A 20,562-nucleotide genomic window follows, 5' to 3' on the forward strand; every position below is an offset into this window, starting at 1 on the left:
TAGGGTTCTCAAAAAGAAATATTTGTGAGACCGTGCAAATCATCAAATGATGAAATGAAAATAAAATTATGGGGTTATTATAGTTTGGGAAAGTAAATAAAGATTCAAAATACAAATTTTCAAGATTCTTTTCCAAAGAAAAAAGCTATTTTTGTCTAAAATATTCTCAAAAATACACAAAAAATAATAAATCTCTACAAACAAGCTCTGTGCGTATTTACTCGAGTTTTGGTCATTATTTAATGCACCTCACATAAAACAAAAAATCTAAAAATTGCAAAATGCCAAAAAATATCGCTACATGCGTTACTTCAGAGGATTTTTAAATTTTTCCAAAATAGCCAAATCTTTCAAAATTCAATTTTTTGCTCCAAAATGCAGTCGCTACAAGCACCTGTGTTATGGGCTTGGTCATTATTTAATGCACCCCTTTAAGAGCTTTTATTTCCACACTGTGCTAACTCATCATTTTTTTATTTTAAGTGTCTTTAGATGTCTCAATCAACGCATTTAAGGCTTCTGCATTGATTTTTTTCAATAAAAAACGCTGAAACGCCCCAATATGATGGAACGAACACAGCAGGGCGTTTCAAGGTTCGCTTCAAACAACGATGCACACGAGCTTTATCATTATTTAATGCACTTTTGGTCATTATTTAATGCAGGCAATCATTATTTAATGCACTTTTGGTCATTATTTAATGCACCTTTTTTGCTATTTTTTTAGAAATTGAGGGCTATATATAATGTTTTTTAATTTATAGATATTTTATAGATTATTTAATTCATAATTCCATTAGATTATAGATAAATTATAGATAAAGGCAAAATTTTCAGAAAGCAAAATGCAGGATCTCATTCGTGCAAAATATGTCTTAAAAAATCTCCCGAAGTATTTTTGTGTTTTGCACTAAGAGGTGGGCTGGTAAAGAAGGAGCTTATTTGTTCTGCTCTCTTGGCGAGGATAGGTGCTGGCTGGTTGCTTTTGGTTAAAAAGATAGGGAGATGGTAAAAATGCCAAGCCAATGGTAGCCTCTCCTCTTTTTAATGGCAAAAAGAACAAAGTTTCAGGAATGGAAAAAAGCTATTTTTCATTTGCATTCGTATAAGGGCTTAAAATTCAATTTTAGGGAGTCATAGCCTAAAAGGTACCGATAAGATTGAAAAAATTAATTTTTAGCCTAAAAGAAGCTTGAAAAAATGGTAAAAGTATCTTAGCAAAATTCCTAATGATTTTTTAGAAAACCATTTGACAAGGCTTTGCTTTTTTACTAAACTTACAGCGTTTTTTAGATTTAGGATATTTCACCCTTGTGATAAAATTTGTAATCCTAGCTAAACCCCTGAAAAGCCCTAAAATACGCAAAAATTGTAATATTACAATTTTTTTGCAATATTTGCCTACCTTAGGGGACTACAGAGGATATTTGCTGTCCCTTATTTTGCACTTTTTGAAAATGAAGTGTTTCAAACAAGGGCTATCTTTCAACCTATGCTAGGGAGTTACAGCGATTTTTTTTGCACCCCTCAAAAAAAGCACGATAATTTTAGGGGAAATGTTAAGTATTTTATATTCAAAATCATACCTTTGGAGCAACATTTGAAACAAATTGTAAAGCAACAAACTATTTTAAGTGAAATCATTGATGAGTTAAGCATAAATAATAACACAAAGAATGAATGCCTAAAACATATTGCAAGTAAAATCTCAAAGGTTGCGCCAACACTCTTAGAATGTAGAGTGCCTATTTTTGCTCCGATTCTTAAAGCAAGCCCAACTTCTGATTTGGTTAAGGAATTTAAAAAAGGCAGAAACATAAGAAAAATGGACACCAAATGGGGAAAGGGATTTGTGAGGGGAAGGTGTTTGCTAACTCAGCTTCATAGAGACATACTCGATAGTGTCTTAGCTTGCGCTAAACTCTCTTATATGGTGGATAAAATGACTATTTGCGCTTCATTTTCTGCTAGAGAAGTATTAAGATATTACAACGAAAATAGTGAAGAGTTAAATTCTGGCAGTAATGGTGTATGGCTCCTTGAAATGCTAAAGCAAATACGAGATACAACCATAGAGATTGAAGTTGATGGCTTTAGCGTTGATTTTAATATTTTACACAAAGTGGCGCATTCCGAAGATGGGAGTTTTTGCCATATTGAGTTTGATCCAAGCTATATAGCCCTTTATCGAACAGAAATGGTAGTTTGTCATAAAGAGATCCTTCCTGATATTATCGCTTGCAAAAGTGCTGTTGTTAAAGCTATTATACGCTCTAGTGTTACTCATGATGATATGGCTGTAAAACTAGAAACAATGCTTGAGCGTATTGGCTACAAAATTGACAGAGAGAAACAAGATCAGAAATGGCGTAGAATCAAAAACGAGATTCTAGAAAACAAAAGATTTTTAGATGCTATCGGCATAGAGCTTAATGAAAAAGATTTTACATTCTGTTACAAAGGCAATGAGAGAAAAGTTTTGATACTTGAGGCAGAAGTTACTGGCTCAGAAAGAGATAAAGAATTAAAGGCTCTTTCTGATGCTTCTCGAAAGAATGAAAAAGCCAAAAGAACCAAAGTAGAACACTACCAGAGCAATTCTTTGTTTGATGGGATTGAGCTATGAAAATATTAAGGAGAAAGACAATGGGCAGGAAAAATATTTTAGCAATCGTAGGGTTTGTGGCGATTATTTCAGCTTCACTTGGGCTAAATATCAATAGCACAGAAAATATACAGGGCAAGATTATAAAAGTCTATGATGGCGATACTATCACACTAGATATTGGAGATTCTAAAAAGACACGCATTAGGCTCTATGGAATTGATGCGCCAGAATCTGACCAAAGCTTTGGCAAACAATCACAAGAAAATCTTTTGGCTACATGTCCGCTTGAGAGCATAGCTAATGTGTCTGTAAAATCAAAAGATAGATATGGGCGTTTGGTGGGTGTCGTGTATTGCAATGGTGTAGATGCCAATAAAAAACAGGTTGTTGATGGCTTTGCTTGGGCATACAAGGAATTTAGCACTGATTACATACGCGAAGAAATAAGCGCAAGACTTGATTCTAGGGGATTATGGAGTGAAAAAAACCCAGTGTATCCGCAGGAATATAGAAAAGAGAACAAAAAAAGGCAACAAAAAGGCAAGGAGGCATATTGAGTAAAGAATTTTTAAAAAAGCTTTTAACCCAAAGAATCCCGCCATCTAAAAAGAGGATACGCATTTTTTTGAAAATTTTGTTTTGGATTTTTGTTGTGTTCTGTGTTTTAAGAATCTTAGTGTAAAGGAAAAAAGAATGAAAAACTACCTTGAATATGTGTTTGCCTTAACCTTAAGCCTTCTTGTTGGCGTAATATCTTGTGTGTGTTTTTACAATATTTTTGTCGACACAATAAAGAGCGATTGTTCTACGCACATGTTTTTTGAAGTAGGAACAATCTATGAGAATATCGCAGGACTTCTTTAATGAGAAAAGCCAAGCTTAGAACAAGAGGTAGAGTTGGCTTGATTGGCTTGATTGACAAAGAGCTAGGCAATACGCAAATTTATGAATATGAAGCTTTAGTTGAAATCAATCAAGGTAGGGTGCATGCTACCGTATTTTACTATGGCAGAAGCTGGAGTGGAAGTATTGAGGCGAAAGATATTGTAAGGGTGTATTTCTATGAAGAAGGAAAAATCCTAAGACCAACACCAAGCGGTAACTGGGTGGAAGAAAAAGTAGAAATACCATTTTAAACTTTAGAAAGGAAACTTTATGATTAACACAACCAATGGAAAAATGTATGAGATAGAAGGAAGAGAGTGTTTTTTATGCGAAGCTGATACAGGACTTCCTTATCGCTACTTGCTTATTTATGTGAAAATTTCGCACGAAGAAAGAGCTATTTTAGATGAAAAGCTAAAAGATGTTAAAGCCAATACCTTATACGAAAAAATTAACATTGTGCTTGGCGATAGGCTTATGAATCCATTAACCACACTTGAAACACTAGAAAGCCTATTGCCCTCTTATGAAGACAATGTAGGCTATGTTGATGATGGTTGTTTGCTAGGAACAAATTTGGGCTTATCTTTTAATGTGAAAAATGAAGACAATCTTAATTGGAATTATGGGTATTTTTGCGCAAGAAATATCCATAGAGAAGTAACAAAATTACTTGACAACCAAACAAAGGATCATGATGAAGCTAAATGAATTTGATCTTAGGGTATGGGATAATAAAGCCCAAAAATATGTGAGGTTTTATTGGGATAATTCAAAAGGTTTTGTTGCAGAAAATAAAATCCAGTGTTCAAATCTTGAGCTTGAAATCGAACAATGGACTGGCTACTACGATGACAATGGAGTAAAAATCTATGTAGGCGATATTCTTAGGCTTATTAGCAAGAATGATGATAGATACCTTATGACAACTGTGCTTCAGAATATATTTGGCACTTTCCATATTCCACCAAATATCAATGTGGCACATCTATGCTTAAATTTTGAGTGCAAGGTAATGGGCAATATCCACGAAAACAAAGATTTGCTAGAGAGAAAAACGGACTTGCAAAAAACCAATGAAGAGGTATTCCAAAATGAAAGTGTTGATTCTAAAGTCATTTGAAAAGCCTAAAAATAGCTATGTGATACTTCTCGCGATACAAATCTGGGCTGTCGTAAAATCATACTGAAAGGGGGCATAAATGTATGATAAAGAACCTATTGGCACATTTAAACAATGGGCTTTGTCCACAATAGTTGTGTGTTTTCTTATAATCCCCAGCTTTTTGATTCTTGGGATATTTGTTTTTATTGCACACTTCCTAGAGTTTGCTAAGAACCTTAAATACAAGTATCTACACAAGAGACAAAATCACAACAATAAGGCACGAGAATGAATGATAGACGATACCAAAATGCACTCACTTGCCTGAATAAGCTAGAGATAACAAGAGGTGCGAGTTTGCAAGAAATTATAGAGGAAGTAGGTAAGTCTGAAATCGGGCGTATTCAAAAGATTATCGCATTGTGCAAAAGGATAGCAGAATACTATGATGATGAGGATTTAGAGATACTCTCTCATGAACTTTGCGAGGAAAGCAACTCGTGAATACAGATCAAATTCTTGCTGTTTTATCTGCAAATGCTGGAATCTATCTGCCAATATTCATCGCTGTGGGTATATATTTACTCAAGTTTATTGTCCAAAGTTCGGTAAAACTTGTTTTCTACGGACTTATTGCAATTGCTGGTTTTTATCTTTACAGAAACTCAGATGTCATTATGGCGCATTTTCCAATGCTATACCAATAAAAAGGAGCGAACAATGAAAAAGTTGAAAGAAATAAAAGAGAGAATACTTGAAAGACTGCAAAAAGCTTATTTAAATTTAAAGCCTGTTTGCAATTTAATTTCAATGATTGCTAAAGCCTTTGTGTTTCTCGCCGCTGGTTATATTGTATATTTGGCTGTATCAATTTTTGTGGCAGAACATAGTAGATATTTTGTATTAAAAAATGTATTTCCCAATGAAACAGCAATTTATTGCAATGGAAAAATTGTTGCCAAAATAGATAATTCGTGGAATTACCGCACCAATCCAAGGGAAACCAAAGATAGCGTAGCCTTTACCATAATAAAAGAAGGTAGCACGCCAGACAACATAGAGCTTGAAGAAATTGTATGCGAATTTGAGAAGTAATGTTGCTTTTTGAGAAGCTTTTGAGTTTCCTTTGGGTGTATTTTAAGAAGCCTTTAGGAATATATTCAATAACTTGCTGTGTTTGAGAGTGCTTGACATCTTTTGAGAAGCTTTTGGGAAACTTTTTTGGTGTTTTTTCTGCTTAAAAAGTTAAAAAATTCTACCAAAATGAAGCAATTCTGCGAAATAAATCCCATTTGAAATGCAACATAAACTCTCATAAAATACCACCATAAAAACCAAAAGGAGGTAGCACAATGATTTGTTTTTCGCAATAACACATAAAGCAAATTGACAAAACTAGAGGAATACGAGTGCTTCTTTGAGAAATGCAGAAGCTTGAGTTTGGAATAAATACGAGCATTAAATGCTTAAATGGTATTTAAACATGCTTTGACATTGCCACCATATAACACTCATTATTTGAACTTTTACCCATTCACAAATGAAGGGCAAATAAGCATTTGCGTTATATATGCGTGGATTTAAAAATAAAAAGGAGTTAAAAATATGAAAAAAGCAATTTTTAAAAGTAGAAATGACCTTGGTGCTGTCTTTGGTGTTGTGTTTGCTGTGATCACTACGATAATTTTAAGTATGGTGGCAGAAAAAATAGGAGTTTTAGACAGCCTATTGTCGTTAGCAAAGCAACATTTAAATACAGAAAAACCGCAGGAAAGTGCCATTGTACTCTCCTTTTACCTGATACCTTTTATGTTGTTGTTCTCTGTAGGTGCATATATAGGATTCTACGCAAGCAAATATAAGCCATTTTTGGACTATATTACGCATACAGATACGAAATATGCAATAAATAGCGCAGAATCAGCAAAAGTTGGACTTCGAGCATTTGGTACATTGGTGTCGGCTTTTTTGATGTTTTCAACAATTTTATACATCTCAAAAAGCTTTCTACCTGAACTTTTGGAAACACAAATTGTCAATTTGGAAACAGTAGCAATCTTTTGTGTCTTGCTTGCAACCACAATTGTATCTATTATTTTGGGCTATTTTAGCATATTTAGCAATATAGACAACAGAGCAACTCGTCCTAATTAGGTATAAAACTTCCCGCTTTTTAGGTAGCGGGAACACAAATAATAGTAATTAAGGAGATATAAGAAATGAAAAAAAAAGGCTTCGAATAATAAGGCTCCTCTTGTAATTTGTTTTACAACAATGTTTGTTTGTGTATCTATGATGATTTTTTGTGTAGCAGGTATGGATACATTATTTTAGAGATGAACCAATATTTAGGCATAAAAAGACTTATGCTTTATACTATTCTTTTTGTTGTCTTTTTCTTGGGTTATTGCGCATTTTTCTTGTTTTGCTTATTTGCGGGTGGATATTTAGATGCAAACAAGCATAAGTCGCCACAAGACTATACTTCAAAAATGGCATTTCATGTTTTTTGTTTGCTGGGTTTGTGGCTCTTAATATCTGGATCGCTTTTATATGTTTTTAATGCTAAATCAATTGCTTTTTCTGAACTGCTTGTAATAGATCTTATTGTAGTCGGACCTATCGGATTGTACACCATGATATGTGCTAGTAACAATATGGAAGAAAAATTTGCAGAATCTGAGTGTTGCGGTGTGCTTTTGGTTGGATTTATTGTGGGGATATTTATACCTGTTGTGTTAGCATATTTAAGTTTTAAACTTCAAATTAAACCCATAGAAGCTGAATTTATAGAATTGCAACCAATGCACGCATTCTTCGTTGTGTTTGTACTCACCGCTATTGTGTTGATTCTTTCTGGATGTACGCTTAGTGGGATTTTAAAGCTAGATTTTATTGGAGTTGTAAGTTTTTTCCTTGCGCCTTTTTTTGTGATAAGTTTTTTTATTGCTTTTTCGGTTTTTTCCTATGGAGGCAAGCTTGAACAAATAGATTCTGATGTAAAGCAAGAAATCTTAACTATATTAGACAAAACAGAACAGCAAGTATTCCTAAACCTATACGACAACAAAGACACTGGTGGTTTTGGTGTATGCAAGAGAAATAACTATTCTGGGCAGGATTGCAAAGAATATATTAACCAAATCATTGAGAATACAAAGACAAAAGCACGAGAGCTAAAGGATAGAGACAAGGAGAGATCTGAAATTTTAAAAGCCCTCATTTCCAAGTAGAGAGGGTTACCAGCTTGTGCAATTCCATTTGAAATATAGCACCAGCACCCATATAATACTGCTACCAAAACTAAGCGAACAAAAAATCCTGAGCTTTGGGGTGGTGAAAACAAGGAGAATATAGAGAAATAGTTGGAAAAACTAAAAAATAAGGAGACATAAGAAATGAAAAAAATAAGTTCTGCAGGAGAAAATAAAAGAACCGAGAAGGGAATTTTTGTAGATAGAGACAGCTTTAGTGTTATTTTTGGGCTTGTGTTTGCCATTAGCATAGGACTTATAATTCTACCATTGGCAATATGTGCAATAGAAGAAATAAAAGAAGCTTTATTTTCGGGATTTAGCTTGGAATATCGTTTCTTGATTGGGGCGACTTTTTGTGGCGTATCGTTTTTCTCATTTGCTCTCATAGGGAATTTTATAGGAATCTGCATAAGCGAGTTGTTACCTCAAAAACTTTTTTGTTTTGATAATAACACATCAGTAGAAAATAATTACTTTACGCTTTTTTATCTTGGTTTTTTTGTAGCCATGTTATTGCTGTTTTTTGCATTCAGATTCTTGTTTCCGAGTTTTTTCTAAAACTCCACGAGTGCAAGAAACACAAAAAATAAACAAAGGAAACATAAATGAAACAAAATAAAAAGCTAAAAAAAGCACTAAAAAAGACAGACAAGATACTCAACAAGCTCTTTAAAAAATATGGGCTTGGTAAGCGCGCTACGATAAAAAGTACAAAAATAGATGCAACAAGGAGCTAAAATGAAAGGACATGAACTTTATAAACACGCAATGCCTAAGGAATTATCACGCAAGAAAGGGGTGATAGAGAATACAAATGAACGGACAGAATTTGCAGAGAATCTAGAAAGAAATCAAATAAAAGCAACAACCGAGACAAACGAGATTAGAAATGCGGTAATAATAGGCTTTATTTATGTGCTTATAAATTTGGGTATTTCGTGGTGTATAAATGAAATCACTAATCTTTCTTATGTAGATAATTTTTTTAGCGCACTTTTTTCTTTTCTTCTTATTGTGCCAGCATTTCTTTACATTTTTTGCATTGGGCATTATATTGGAGATGAAATTCCAGATTTTGGATTTTTTAAGTCTATGGCACTTGTTGGTATCCCTGTTATTTTTGTGGCATTTATTTATTTTTCATTCCTGCCTGATAAAATAAACACTACACTAAAAAATGAGATTCTAGCTTCAATGGACGAAACAGAACAAGAGGTATTTAAAGAGCGTTATAGTTTAAATAGATATGGCTTTCGTATCTGTAACAGAGATGACTATTCTAGCCAAAGATGTATAGATTATCTGAATGATATTATCGATGATACAAAAAAGAAAGCACAAAAATTAAAGAACAAGGAAGAGTTTGAGAAGTTTGAGCAAGAGCAAAAGCAAGAGCAAAAGCAAGAGCGAGAATATAAGATGAGAGCATTAATTCAAAAATTGGATATATGAGGCAGAAAAGAATAATATGCTATAATCCCAAATATTTTTAAGAGAATAAGGAGAGGGCTTGGAAAACAATAGAGGTGTTAATTTTGAATTTTTTGACGATAAGTTCGCAGTTATGTATGATGCCACAGATATGGCACATTGCAACAAAACCTTTACATACAATGAGGTTGAAAGAATTATACGCCATCCAAGAGGAATCGTGATGATCTTGCGAGATGGTAATGAAATTTCTGTGCCTTGTGATCGCAGTAATCACGAATGGCGTGAATGGGTTATTGAAAAAATATTTCAAGGACAAGGGCGTAATGGAGGTGTAAATCTTAAAGCTCACTAACCCCGCTCTAAAAGCAAAAACTTCCTAAAATAGCGGTTTTTGCTATCTAAATCTTGTCTTGATTTTTCCTAAGATTTTTGTAGAATTATGTTTGAGGTTGCCCAAAAGAGGTGGTAGCCTCCGCTGGGCTTCCTCCAAATCAAAGATAAGGAGGACGCAATGCGTAAGATTTCGGTAAAAATCTTAGTAGCAATGATATTACTTTTAATAGTATTTGTCAAGTCAGCCTACTAAGATATAAACACCTTAAGCTCCCGCGTTTGGGCTTAAGGTTCTTACGCAACCTCTCAAAGCGCAAGCTTCTTTAGAAAGCACACACTTACTCACAATAGCTTCTTAGCAGAAGCTTAACCATTTTCCTCATTTGAAACCCCGAATCTTAAGCTATATAATTATCTCGTCAAAAACACACAAAGGAGACACGCATGCGAATGGACAAAAATTTTGACTTTAGGATTTGGGATACAAAAAATAGTGTTTGGTTTGACAAAGGTGAGAGTACAAACTTTTGTCGCTTTCTTGAGTTGGGGCGTTTAGAAACCCAAAAAGTTCTTGCACGCAAAGATATGCCAACACCAAAAGACTTAGAAATCGAGCTTTGGAGTGGTTATTTTGACATCAATGGCATAAAGATCTTTGACAAAGATATTATTGCTGGTGTAGATATGTTTGGCAGAAAAATTAAGGGGGTGGTTATAAATAGTGTTTTTCATTGGAATGTGGAACAAGATGATGGCTCAACAGTGAGATTTTGCGACATGTTGTCTAGGCATGTTGTTGGCAATATCCATGAGACCGAGCGTTTGCTGATAGCTAACTAGAATTTTTTGTGGCAGGAGATTTTCAAAATCCTATGATAACTCTCCCGCCAAAAGCAAGTGTATAGTTTTTTTGGTTCCGTATAATACCCAACAGAAGCACCATTTATGGTAGCAAGCACATTATCAGAATCTTTAAGATTCCAATAATCTACATAGCCTTCTATCCCAAAATCTACATAGATCAAACGATATTTGGCACCTATTTCAAGCACTGCTCCATAGCCATCTTTTTGAAGAAAGTCTAAATCCTTATCAAAACCTATACCAGTCATGTAACTTGTATTGTACCCTCTTATGAGCTTTCTTACATTGAGATTTAAATAAAACATCATATCTCTTGTAACAAAGTATTCGCCACTACCTCCAAGAAAAGCATAAATGTAGCTCTGCTCTCTTTTGTAAGCATTTGGATTATCAACCTTATTTACCAAAAAGCGGTATCCGATTCCGCCATTCATCCATACATGCGGATTTTCATCTATACTCAAAGCCCATTGTCCAAGATATTCGATTGAATAGTACTTATCTTTTGATGGATTGACCACATTTTGACAGGCATTTGCGTTACCTACTACGCAAACTGCTCCATAGTAGGTGAGGTTTCCACTATAAAAAGAACCTTTTAGCGTGTGTCTATGCTCGTCTGAATTGTAGCGAAATGCGACATTGAAGCCAGCCATATCGCCTTTTGTGTGCATAACATTAGGCTCTTCGTAGCGATAATTTTCATAGGAATAGCTTAACCAAGCATTCACTTTCTCTCTAGCTTGCATATTAGCTGTAAATAAAAATGCGCACAGCAGTGTTATTGGTGTTTTTAACTTCATTTTTTAAGCCTTATTAGGATCGTTTTTGAGCATTTGGAAAGATGCAGATTTTTGCTATACTTCCAACTCTTTTTGACATAACCATTTCTCAAAACATAGTGTTTTGTCCCAACATAATACTAAAATTTTTCATATTTTGCATAGTGATTGTTGTTTGTGAAGGATTCCACTAAGATAAAGCATTTTGTCTTAATGGAGTCCTTTTGCTCTGGACTCTAAAAAATTTAAAAAAGGAGAAAAATGAGCAGGCATTTAGGATTAGCATTTATTGCTATGTTGGCATTAGTAAGTGGCTTGTTTGCAGAAAACGAGCAGAAAGCAGAAACAAATAAAAGCACTTGGGATGCTAATTCAAGTCGTGTTATTGAAATGAGTGATGAGGAATGGGCAAATGAAGGCAAAAAACTTCAGAAAGCCGCAGAGGACTTGCAAGCACAAACTTTGCGCGTGCAAGAGCAAACACAATATGTGCAAATTGGCAATACACGCCGATGGATTGAGCGCAGAGGTGGCTGGGGGATAGCGGCTGACTTTGATTTTTCTGCAAATATTTTTAGCTATAAAGTTAGCGGTGGCTCATTGACAAGCAGCATGTTTCAAGTTGGACCAAGAGTGGGTATTGCTAAAAGATTCCAAAATATTGAGCTTCGTGCTTTAACAGGAGCTGGATTTACAGCAGGTGATATAACATCATTTTATGTACCTTTTGGTGTTGAAGTTGGATATGCTGATAGCACAAAAGAAGATCCTTCGGTAGTTGTAGGTTTAAGCTATGCTTATTCTCCGCAATTTTCAAAAACAGAACTTTATGTAACTTTCTACACAGGCACCATGGCGGTTAAACTTGGCTATGGTTTTGCAGGTGGTATCAATGTAGAAGTGCCTACAAATCTTAGCGGTGGCAAAGAAAAAGTAATGATTGATGCCGATGGAATTTATACTATAGGACTTAGTGTCCCTCTAACATTCCCTCTTTAAAAACAAGTTTCCGCTTTTTAGCGGAGACTTATTGCTCCGTATTGTCTTCTGTGTCTTCGCCTTCTCCATTTACTTGTTCCATATCTATATATTCTTCTATATCTTCTATGTCTTCACTTTCTTTATTTGCTTCGGTTTCTTTGGCTTGCATTCCAAAATATTGCTCATAAACCTCAGGGGATTGCTTCTTAACAAAACGCTTTATTTGGCGGTTGATAAACTTTAAAAACTCTTCCTCATTTTCAACTAATACTTTTTTTATTGAACCTTCTGCAGAGATCTTAACCCTACTAACATACTTATATTTTACATTTCTTTTCCCTTTGAGAATTTTTTTAAGCATATCAGTGAGCATTTTTAGTGAATACTTGCCATCTTTGTAATAATTGTAAAATTGTGCTTGTGTTTTTCGATTTTCTAATTTGGAAATCAAATCCAAGATAGCAATATTATTACCACATTCTCCCCTTCTAATGGAATCCTTAATACTTGGAGCTAAATTTCTTAAATTTTTATAGCGCGTTAATGTTGGTAAATCTATTCCTAATTTTCTGGCTACATCATCAGGGTGATGTTCTTTTAGTAAAGCATGTGCAGCCAAACTTATTTCCATTGCATTAAGCTTTTTTCTTTGTGTGTTTTCAATTAAACCTTTTGTGAGGAAATTTGATCTGCTTGATCGAGTTACTTGGTAGATTGCTTTGATAGTTGTTGCACCAGCTAATAGAGAAGCCATAATTCTTCTATGCCCCATTATGACCATCTTTCTAATTGATGGTTCCTCTTCCTCATTTTTTCTGTATTTAATCTCTGTAAATGATATGGGTTGTAAAACTCCGTGTTGTTCAATTGATTTAGCCAATTCAAGAAGACCACGATCAGTTTTTGCCAATTCTTTTGCTTCCTCCAAAGTAAATCTATCTGGGTAACCAAGTCTTGGTTGTTCTATACTTGGCATCAACTCATCTATATCGATTTCTAATATGTCGTAATTGTGCGCATAGGAGTAATTTTCTCGCTTTGGATCTTTTATGCCTTCTTCATCTGTCTTAGACAATGGCTTTACGGGATTGCCAAAAACGGTTTTATTTTTTAGTTTTTGTTCTTTTGACTCATCAAAAAGTTTATTGAGACGCTCTAAATCCGCTTGCGCTTTGGCTTCCTGTTCTTTTCTGAAATTTTCAATATCTTTAGTGCCAAAACCCTCAATAGAAATTTTATTTTGCTCTTGATTGCTATCTAGGTCATTTGCAAAAAGATCTTTTTGCTGTGCCTTTTCTTCCTCTGTTCGCTTTTCTTCGCTCATGATGCCTGCCCTTAGTTAAAAATATTAAAGGTAAAGTTGGGATTCTAGCTTGTCTTTTATTTTACTATCCTTAAATCTCCTTAGAACAAGAACTACGAAAGGAAACTTTAAGTAAAATAGGGCATTAATTTGATAAGGTTCTTAACTGAAGCTACAATAAGATTTAAAAAAGGAGAAGAAAGATGACAACTTCAGGCGATTATATGGCAGATAGAATCATAGCAGTTGAAGAAGAGTTGGGTATGTTTAGCAATATTCGCGACAACAAAGAAAGTCTAAAATGGGTAGAAATCAATCTTAAAGCAACATTGATGCTTTCATTATATTTTGGAGCTATCACAATTGCTTATTTTGTTGTGGCAGGGAAACTTCTACCGAACCTCAGCGCGTTATTAGCCCTCCTCGTTTATTGCGTAATAGGTTTATGTCTTTATCACTTCATCGCAAAACTGTGTCTTTTTGTGCTAGCATTAAAATGCTATGACAAAAAAATTAGTGTCATTATGCTTAATCTCAAAGAACTTAGTGGTAAGCTTTATTTGACCATGTCTGTATTGATATTCGCCATAATATTCACAGCAATACTCAACATAGATACAAAAATTTTATATGTGCTATTTTTCTTAATTGTAATTTTTTGTTCGCTTCTGAAAGTTTGCTCAAAAATAAGAGAGTGGATAGAAGAGCTAGAAACGATTACAAGTAGTGTGGCAGGTATGGCATCAAGAATGAAAAAGATTCCAGAAGCAGAAGACGAGCAAATGACATGTGAGGAATTATATACTTCTTTGAGTGATAAGTTCGCTACGACTATACTCCTACGCTGTTAAGATTTTAGTTTTAAGCACAAAACAACCTTTCTTTTCGTGGGGAAGTATCCCCACACCCACATCGATTGGCGGGGAGACCCCGCGCCCCCTCTAAAATTTTTATGTTTTTTCTCTCTATCTCCTTACCAAACCATACACTTTTTTTGCATAGCAGGCTCGCTTGGTAGCTATGTATCTTTGTTTTTTATGAAAAGCCACATAATCATGAGCGCAAAAACAAAAAGTTTCTAAAGCTCAAAGCTTAAAATTTGCTTTTTTGATTTGCAATATTGACACATTTTGTATATACTTACAATCAAAATATATACAAGGGTAAAAAAAAATGATAGCAAAAGTGTTTAAAAGCGGTAACTCTATGGCTATACGCATACCTAAAGGCATTAATTTATCAGAAATCAATGAGTTTGAAATAAAGCAAATTGGCTTATCTTTACTTTTAAATCCCATTAAAAACAAAAATCAATGGGGTGCATTTTTTGAAGCTTTAGATGAATTTGCTGAAAAAATAGAAATTCCGCATGATGAAGTCCCACAGGAGCGTAATTTTGGTAAAATATTTACTTGACACAAACACAATAATTTATGCAATTAACAAAACCCACAAAAGCGTGCTAGAAAGAATTGCTAAATGTGATATTTGTGAGATTGCAACTTGCTCTATAGTGGCTAGTGAGCTTTGTTTTGGAGTTGCAAAATCTACATACAAAACACAAAACGAGATTGCCCTAGATAAAATGCTTAATAATTTAGTCATTCTTGATTTTGGGCTAAAAGAAGCAAAAGCCTATGGCGCAATTAGAGCCAAACAGGAACAAAATAGACAACTGATAGGCAACATGGATATGCTTATCGCGGCTGTAGCTATTGCAAATGATTTAATCTTGGTAACAAATAATGAAAAAGATTTTTCAAGGATAGCTGAACTAAAATTGGAAAATTGGATTCTATAGCTTGTTGCAGTAAAACGCTTCTCACACAATTCACCAAACAATAATTAATTTGTCATCTCCTCCTCTACTTTTTTATACACTTGCGAAATACTTTTGTTTTTTCTATACTCCCTTGTCTTTTTTACATAAAAAAACAAGAAAAGGGGGAACGCATGATTTCTTTAATGGAAGTAGATTTTGTTGCAAGGGAACTAAAGCGGGTTTTAAAAGAAATGGAAGCTCACAACACTCCAAATATCGCAAAATTGCGTATTAAGGATTGTATCTTTAAACTCAATATGATGGTGTTAAACGAAAAAGAAACTGACACAAAAATTGATATTGAAGCTCAGGTGGAAAGCTACCTGCAAGAAAGTGCTGTATAGCTTGTAGGGTTTTTGATAATTCTATTTAGTTTGATTATAATTGCAAGCTCAAAACTACAAGGGGGATCTATGTTTAAGATAATTTTAGCATTTCTTACATTATTTGGTTTTTTGCATGCAGAAAGCGAGCTAAAGTCTCTGACTATCCATAAAGAAGACATTCAAGCTCAAAACAACACGCAAGAACAAGAATCGCAAAAAGAAGCTTTTAAGAAAATAGAGTGGCAACTAGGCTTTGGCTATAGTGGGAACTTTTCAAAGTTTAAAAGCGATATGGTGAATTACTCAAATTCTAACACTACGACATTAATGCTAAAAGCAGGATTAACTTATAGACCAATACAAAGCTTTGGCGTAAGTGCTTATGTGGGCATAGGTATGCAAACTTCAAGATTTGATGCCCAAAGAATTCCAATTTCTTTAAGCAATGATGATCTAACCAAACTGCAGTCAATGATTACAGACCCACAATTAATACAACAAATACAAGCCGCTGTAACAAGTGGCAATCTAAATGATTTTTTAAATCTTGTATCGTGGCAGGCATTTGACTACAACTACCTAAAAAGAGACTATAAGGATATAACCTATATATCCTACGCAGTGCCTATGGAGTTAAACTTTCTCTATTATTTCAAAAATGATTTAGCCTTATTTTTAGGTGCTTCATACTATAAAGGCGGGCTAATTGATGAGGGGAATGTATTTTTGGGCGTTAAGTCATATCCTATAGAAGTCAAAATAGGATATAATTTCTACCTATCACCACACTACCACGATAATGCGCGTATGAGTAGGCAAACATACCCAGCGGCTACGCTTTATGTGGGAATTTTACTATAGATAACTTTGGCTAGCAAAGGAAAGGGAGCTTTTTGCTCCCCCTTTTTTACCAGCTTACTTGAAAATAAGCACTTCTTAGCGTATAGTGCTTGCAAAATGCAATAGGACAAAAACAATGAAAGCAGAATTGACACAGGCACAAAAATCGGATCTTTCAAATGGTGAAAAGTTTGGACCAATTAAAAAGAGGAGATCTAAAAAGAACAATACAAATACCTAAAATAAGCCGACAATAATAACAGATTTAGCTCTTCGCAAAGATGCCAAATCCCATTTGAAACATAGACTAAAGACCTATATAATACCGCCATAAAAGCAAATCAAGAGGAGTAAAACAATGAAACCACAAAATTTAAAGGAAATGAAATGAAAAATCTAAGAATTAAGATTGACACAGCACTTAAAGACTTACAAGAAAGAGTTTTAAAAGAATACAAGGAACAAAAAACAACAAGGCTATGATATTCATATAAATGACTATGAGGAAGTAGCTGATTTATTTCATAATAGCTTTAATATTGAGTATCACGAGTATGGTGATATAAGGGATTTATCATTAACAGGTAATTTTACTTGGGTTTATTTAAGAAAGCCTTGTAAAGCTCATACAATACATTCAGCTACGAATGTAGATCTCATATATAAGAGGTTCAAAAAAATGATTAATGAAGAACTTAAAAAAGTAAAGGAGTTACAATGACACAAGAACAATTTCAAGAAATACAAGACGAGCTTAAAAAATGGCGTGATGAAAGGCATTTAACACAGGAAAGCCAAAGAGAGGGTTTAATTGGTAACTTACTCGAGGAGCTAACTGAGTATGCAAGAGCTAAAGATGATTTAGAAAGAATTGATGCTTTGTGTGATATGGTAGTATTTTGTTTAAACGCTTTTAAAACAGATGAATTAAGAGTTTTTAGTTATCAAAAAGATACATCTTCTTTATTAGAAGAATTGAGCAAATCTGTAGTAAGTAAGACATATAACTTTAATCCTCGTCCTACAGATATATTAACCAATGGTGTAGGCTTATTTTTGAAAAGATTTATAGGAGTGTGTATTAATATTATACAGGGATTAGGCTTCAACCCTTACCTGTGCATGAAAGAAACAATCAAAGAAATATCTAGCAGGACAGGCGAGTATGACGATAAACTTAAAAAGTTTGTTAAAGATACAGGTTTTTACAACCTACAAGAAGCCGAATGTTTTAAAGAAGGCTTATTTAAAGAAAAAAGTGTGAAAGAAGCGGAAATAAAAGAGCTTGACAATTCATTTGAGATTAAAGTTGTATTTGATGTAGGCTCAGGAGACAACAAGATCGATAACATAATCTTTGCCAAATGGTATAAAGCAGATTATGAAGCTTGCAGAAATTAAACCCAAAAAAAAGGAGTGTAAAATGAACTACAAAGAATTTAAAGATTTGCTAGAGAAAGAGGCTAAAGAAAATAATGTTTGCGAAAAGGCATTGTATATTTACTATTTACTAGAAAGTGGTGTTGGATACTCTTTTGCCTCCCCTTCTGTGATTAATTGTTTATTAGGCACATACGCGCCAGAGCTTAAGTTTTATGAACTCTTAGAGCGTTTTTATGCTTCACTCGGTGGAGATTTAGAGAATATTTACTCACGCTTTCATGAATTAAAAAAATTTGTGAATATATTCATTGAGCCCCAAGAAGACCCAGATGACATTAAATTATTTGCAGATGTATCAAGTTTTTTTGCATATTTGAAAGAGAATGAGGATAGATTCTTAAAAGCACGAAAACATATACTTTCAAAACACATAGTAAAAGAATGTATAGAAGAATGTGAGAGCGTGAAATACGATCTGCAAGAGAAAAGCCTTGATGATTTGCTAAAAGACGAAAGATATGTGAATTACGATGATTATATGACCGAGCATTTGACTGCGCTATTAAAAGAAAAAAGAGTGTATGATGATGCTTTAAAGCTGTATAGAGAGCTTAAGGCATCAAACCCCATTTGATATATGAAGCAAGTACCAATATAATATTGCCATAAAAACAAAAGGAGCAATAAAATGAAACTAAGTGAGTTTGATTTTAGGGTGTGGAGTAAGGAGCTTTGCGGAAATAAAGACTGCAAATGCAATGGCTTTACCTACGGCAAGCAAGCACTAAGCGCACTTTATGCGGGTTTGCCAGAAGGTGCAGAAATAGAGCTGTGGAGTGGGCTAGTAGATAAAAATGGCAATCGCGTATATTCTAACGATATTGTGCGCGTTTTGGATAAAGGCGAGGAATATGCTGGCATTGTGGTGTATGAAAACTGCACTTGGCTTTTTGACTTTGGCGAGTATAAAGATGATTTGGGCTTTGTAACGCATTTTAGTGCGACAGAGTTTGAAGTCATTGGCAATATCCATGAAAACCCCGAACTTTTAGAGTCTGTAGGAGGTGAAAAATGAAAGATTCTATTTGGATTTGGTTTTTCATATTCTGTGCGCCTATATTGTTTCTGATTGGCGACATGGGAGATGTTATTGTTTGTGCAATAATTGGGATTTCATTTACAGTGGCGTATCTAATCATTAAACGAACTAAAGAACTTACAAACACAGAGCAAAATACGGTTAGCGATATCAAAGCCTTAAAGTGTGGGGAAATACGAACAATACGAGAAAAACTGCAAAAAGTGCATTCGGATTTAAATCCCGTTGCAAAGGTATTTGTAACAATTGTTCAAATTTTGATAGGAATAATGGCAGGCGCGGCTGCAATCTATTTCATATTTGTAACCGCATCAATCGGTAGGGCAAAGTATTTTAGCGAGTATCGTATTTTGTATAACATAATTCCCAACAAAATGGTGTTTTATTGTAATGGAGAAGTTATTTATGAAACAGCAATTAAAGACGACAAGGGGAATTCAATCAATTTCAGAGAATCTCCAAAGGATAATGGGGTAACCCTCACTACTTTCAAATTATTAAAAAACGAGGACGGAACAATAAAATATGAGGAAGGAGAGAAATTTGTGTGTGAATTTAAGAAAAAAAGGAAATAAGCAAATACTGCTTAAAACAACCTTTCTTTTCGTGGGGAAGTATCCCCACACCCACTCCACTTGCGGGGAGACCCCGCGCCCCCTCTAAAAATTAAACCTTTTTTTTCCTTTTCACTAGCGGATAAGGTTGGTGTGGCAATAGTAAGGCGATTTGGTTGCTTAGAATCTTTGTTGTGAAAATCTTGCAAAAACAAAATTCTAAGCATTCACATGCAGGCGTATTTTGGTGGTATAATGCCTGCAGAAAACACAAAGGAAAGGCAGTGGGCAATACAATAGACTTAGGAGCTTTACTTACAAATAGGGAGTATTTTCTTGATTTATATGTTAGAATGGCACATCATAGCACTGCTATTGAAGGCAATACACTTAGTTTAGATGAGACTGCATCTATTATTCTAAATGATTTTATTCCTCGCGCCATAAATGATAGAGAATTCTATGAGGTGCGAAACTATAAATTGCTTTTGCCCCATTTTGTAGAGAAGCTGAAAAATAAAGTAGCTATTGATAATGAACTTATTAAATTTTTCCATTCTTTCATAATGCGCGATTTACATGAGCAAGCAGGTGTGTTTAAAAAATTAGATAATGCTATAATAGGAGCTGAATTTGATACTGCCAAACCTTATTTAGTGCCAACTCTACTTAAAGAAATGTGCAATAACTTGTATTTTAGGCTTGAGCGTGCTAGCAATGATAGTCAAAAACTTGAAGCAATTTTTGAAGCACATATAGCATTTGAACGAATACATCCATTTAGCGATGGCAATGGTAGAACAGGCAGACTTTTAATTATTTACAGCTGTCTTGAAAATAATCTAGTGCCTATTGTTATTCCAAAAAAATACAAAGCCTCATATATTGCGTATTTGAGAAGTGGGACGATGGATGCAGAAATGCTAGATTTCATCCAAGACATACAAGCAAAAGAGTTGTTGAGGATTCGCAAATTCACTTAATGC

The 20,562-nt window shown here is 34.4% G+C and carries 29 protein-coding genes; 27 read left to right on the top strand and 2 right to left on the bottom strand.

From position 1 onward, the window contains the following. Positions 1-1,600 precede the first annotated feature (1,600 nt). From CQA49_RS06630 to CQA49_RS06700, 16 genes are all read left to right on the top strand, one after another. Positions 1,601-2,626 (top strand): hypothetical protein, encoded by a 1,026-nt coding sequence (locus CQA49_RS06630; protein ID WP_181882624.1) that lies wholly within the window; start codon positions 1,601-1,603, stop codon positions 2,624-2,626. 20 nt (positions 2,627-2,646) lie between these two features. Further along, positions 2,647-3,165: a thermonuclease family protein gene (locus CQA49_RS06635; protein WP_181882625.1), complete on the top strand. Its 519-nt coding sequence runs from the start codon at positions 2,647-2,649 to the stop codon at positions 3,163-3,165. A 136-nt stretch (positions 3,166-3,301) separates the two neighbouring features. Beyond that, positions 3,302-3,472 carry a hypothetical protein gene (locus CQA49_RS10035; RefSeq protein WP_181882626.1) on the top strand — a complete coding sequence of 57 codons (171 nt, stop codon included), beginning with the start codon at positions 3,302-3,304 and terminating at the stop codon, positions 3,470-3,472. After that, positions 3,472-3,744 carry a hypothetical protein gene (locus tag CQA49_RS06640; RefSeq protein WP_115575185.1) on the top strand — a complete coding sequence of 91 codons (273 nt, stop codon included), beginning with the start codon at positions 3,472-3,474 and terminating at the stop codon, positions 3,742-3,744. Before CQA49_RS10035 ends, CQA49_RS06640 begins: the two co-directional genes overlap by 1 nt. Positions 3,745-3,763: 19 nt before the next feature. Then, positions 3,764-4,204: a hypothetical protein gene (locus CQA49_RS06645; RefSeq protein WP_115575186.1), complete on the top strand. Its 441-nt coding sequence runs from the start codon at positions 3,764-3,766 to the stop codon at positions 4,202-4,204. Then, positions 4,191-4,616 (top strand): YopX family protein, encoded by a 426-nt coding sequence (locus CQA49_RS06650; RefSeq protein WP_181882627.1) that lies wholly within the window; start codon positions 4,191-4,193, stop codon positions 4,614-4,616. Before CQA49_RS06645 ends, CQA49_RS06650 begins: the two co-directional genes overlap by 14 nt. 270 nt (positions 4,617-4,886) lie before the next feature. Next, on the top strand, positions 4,887-5,102 hold the full coding sequence (locus CQA49_RS06660) for a hypothetical protein (RefSeq protein ID WP_115575189.1): 216 nt from the start codon (positions 4,887-4,889) through the stop codon (positions 5,100-5,102). Continuing rightward, on the top strand, positions 5,099-5,305 hold the full coding sequence (locus CQA49_RS06665) for a hypothetical protein (RefSeq protein WP_115575190.1): 207 nt from the start codon (positions 5,099-5,101) through the stop codon (positions 5,303-5,305). Before CQA49_RS06660 ends, CQA49_RS06665 begins: the two co-directional genes overlap by 4 nt. A 13-nt stretch (positions 5,306-5,318) precedes the next feature. Further along, positions 5,319-5,693 carry a hypothetical protein gene (locus CQA49_RS06670; RefSeq protein WP_115575191.1) on the top strand — a complete coding sequence of 125 codons (375 nt, stop codon included), beginning with the start codon at positions 5,319-5,321 and terminating at the stop codon, positions 5,691-5,693. A 510-nt stretch (positions 5,694-6,203) separates the two neighbouring features. Beyond that, positions 6,204-6,752 carry a hypothetical protein gene (locus tag CQA49_RS06675; protein ID WP_115575192.1) on the top strand — a complete coding sequence of 183 codons (549 nt, stop codon included), beginning with the start codon at positions 6,204-6,206 and terminating at the stop codon, positions 6,750-6,752. Positions 6,753-6,934: 182 nt separating this feature from the next. Continuing rightward, the gene (locus tag CQA49_RS06680) at positions 6,935-7,831 is read left to right on the top strand and encodes a hypothetical protein (protein WP_147288665.1); all 897 of its coding nucleotides are present in this window, start codon (positions 6,935-6,937) and stop codon (positions 7,829-7,831) included. A gap of 165 nt (positions 7,832-7,996) precedes the next feature. Continuing rightward, complete coding sequence (locus CQA49_RS06685) at positions 7,997-8,413, top strand: hypothetical protein (protein ID WP_115575194.1); 417 nt, start codon at positions 7,997-7,999, stop codon at positions 8,411-8,413. A gap of 47 nt (positions 8,414-8,460) precedes the next feature. Continuing rightward, positions 8,461-8,592 (top strand): hypothetical protein, encoded by a 132-nt coding sequence (locus CQA49_RS10490; RefSeq protein WP_258864250.1) that lies wholly within the window; start codon positions 8,461-8,463, stop codon positions 8,590-8,592. A 1-nt stretch (position 8,593) separates the two neighbouring features. After that, entirely contained in the window at positions 8,594-9,307 is a 714-nt protein-coding gene (locus CQA49_RS06690; protein WP_115575195.1) for a hypothetical protein, read from the top strand. Positions 9,308-9,365: 58 nt separating this feature from the next. Continuing rightward, complete coding sequence (locus CQA49_RS06695) at positions 9,366-9,641, top strand: hypothetical protein (RefSeq protein ID WP_115575196.1); 276 nt, start codon at positions 9,366-9,368, stop codon at positions 9,639-9,641. A gap of 425 nt (positions 9,642-10,066) precedes the next feature. After that, positions 10,067-10,462 carry a YopX family protein gene (locus CQA49_RS06700; protein ID WP_115575197.1) on the top strand — a complete coding sequence of 132 codons (396 nt, stop codon included), beginning with the start codon at positions 10,067-10,069 and terminating at the stop codon, positions 10,460-10,462. Here CQA49_RS06700 and CQA49_RS06705 read toward each other — a convergent pair. Beyond that, complete coding sequence (locus tag CQA49_RS06705) at positions 10,459-11,289, bottom strand: hypothetical protein (protein WP_115575198.1); 831 nt, start codon at positions 11,287-11,289, stop codon at positions 10,459-10,461. The genes CQA49_RS06700 and CQA49_RS06705 overlap by 4 nt on opposite strands. Positions 11,290-11,529: 240 nt before the next feature. Here CQA49_RS06705 and CQA49_RS06710 point away from each other — a divergent pair, with 240 nt between their 5' ends. Next, entirely contained in the window at positions 11,530-12,267 is a 738-nt protein-coding gene (locus tag CQA49_RS06710) for a hypothetical protein (protein ID WP_115575199.1), read from the top strand. 28 nt (positions 12,268-12,295) lie between these two features. Here the strand turns inward: CQA49_RS06710 and CQA49_RS06715 are convergent, their stop codons facing one another. Then, positions 12,296-13,573, bottom strand: a complete 1,278-nt coding sequence (locus CQA49_RS06715) for a ParB/RepB/Spo0J family partition protein (protein WP_115575200.1) — start codon at positions 13,571-13,573, stop codon at positions 12,296-12,298. A gap of 182 nt (positions 13,574-13,755) precedes the next feature. Between CQA49_RS06715 and CQA49_RS06720 the strand changes: the two genes are divergently transcribed. The 10 genes from CQA49_RS06720 to CQA49_RS06765 all read left to right on the top strand — a co-directional run bounded on the left by CQA49_RS06720 (position 13,756) and on the right by CQA49_RS06765 (position 20,559). Then, the gene (locus tag CQA49_RS06720; protein ID WP_115575201.1) at positions 13,756-14,403 is read left to right on the top strand and encodes a hypothetical protein; all 648 of its coding nucleotides are present in this window, start codon (positions 13,756-13,758) and stop codon (positions 14,401-14,403) included. A 322-nt stretch (positions 14,404-14,725) separates the two neighbouring features. After that, a complete protein-coding gene (locus CQA49_RS06725) occupies positions 14,726-14,968 on the top strand; it encodes an antitoxin (RefSeq protein WP_115575202.1) in 243 nt (80 codons plus the stop codon). Then, the gene (locus CQA49_RS06730; RefSeq protein ID WP_181882628.1) at positions 14,949-15,353 is read left to right on the top strand and encodes a type II toxin-antitoxin system VapC family toxin; all 405 of its coding nucleotides are present in this window, start codon (positions 14,949-14,951) and stop codon (positions 15,351-15,353) included. The genes CQA49_RS06725 and CQA49_RS06730 overlap by 20 nt, the downstream gene beginning before the upstream one ends. A 152-nt stretch (positions 15,354-15,505) precedes the next feature. After that, positions 15,506-15,718 carry a hypothetical protein gene (locus CQA49_RS06735; protein ID WP_115575204.1) on the top strand — a complete coding sequence of 71 codons (213 nt, stop codon included), beginning with the start codon at positions 15,506-15,508 and terminating at the stop codon, positions 15,716-15,718. 69 nt (positions 15,719-15,787) lie between these two features. Continuing rightward, positions 15,788-16,561 carry a hypothetical protein gene (locus tag CQA49_RS06740; protein ID WP_115575205.1) on the top strand — a complete coding sequence of 258 codons (774 nt, stop codon included), beginning with the start codon at positions 15,788-15,790 and terminating at the stop codon, positions 16,559-16,561. A gap of 696 nt (positions 16,562-17,257) precedes the next feature. Continuing rightward, entirely contained in the window at positions 17,258-17,941 is a 684-nt protein-coding gene (locus CQA49_RS06745) for a hypothetical protein (protein WP_115575206.1), read from the top strand. A 22-nt stretch (positions 17,942-17,963) separates the two neighbouring features. Continuing rightward, positions 17,964-18,557, top strand: coding sequence for a hypothetical protein (locus CQA49_RS06750; protein WP_115575207.1), 594 nt, complete (start codon positions 17,964-17,966; stop codon positions 18,555-18,557). Between the two features lie 54 nt (positions 18,558-18,611). Further along, positions 18,612-18,998 carry a YopX family protein gene (locus CQA49_RS06755; RefSeq protein WP_115575208.1) on the top strand — a complete coding sequence of 129 codons (387 nt, stop codon included), beginning with the start codon at positions 18,612-18,614 and terminating at the stop codon, positions 18,996-18,998. Further along, positions 18,995-19,597: a hypothetical protein gene (locus CQA49_RS06760; RefSeq protein WP_115575209.1), complete on the top strand. Its 603-nt coding sequence runs from the start codon at positions 18,995-18,997 to the stop codon at positions 19,595-19,597. Before CQA49_RS06755 ends, CQA49_RS06760 begins: the two co-directional genes overlap by 4 nt. Before the next feature lie 155 nt (positions 19,598-19,752). Further along, a complete protein-coding gene (locus tag CQA49_RS06765) occupies positions 19,753-20,559 on the top strand; it encodes a Fic family protein (protein WP_258864251.1) in 807 nt (268 codons plus the stop codon). Positions 20,560-20,562 lie beyond the last annotated feature (3 nt).

It is taken from the genome of Helicobacter sp. MIT 00-7814 (assembly GCF_003364115.1).
Classification (GTDB): Bacteria; Campylobacterota; Campylobacteria; order Campylobacterales; family Helicobacteraceae; genus Helicobacter_F.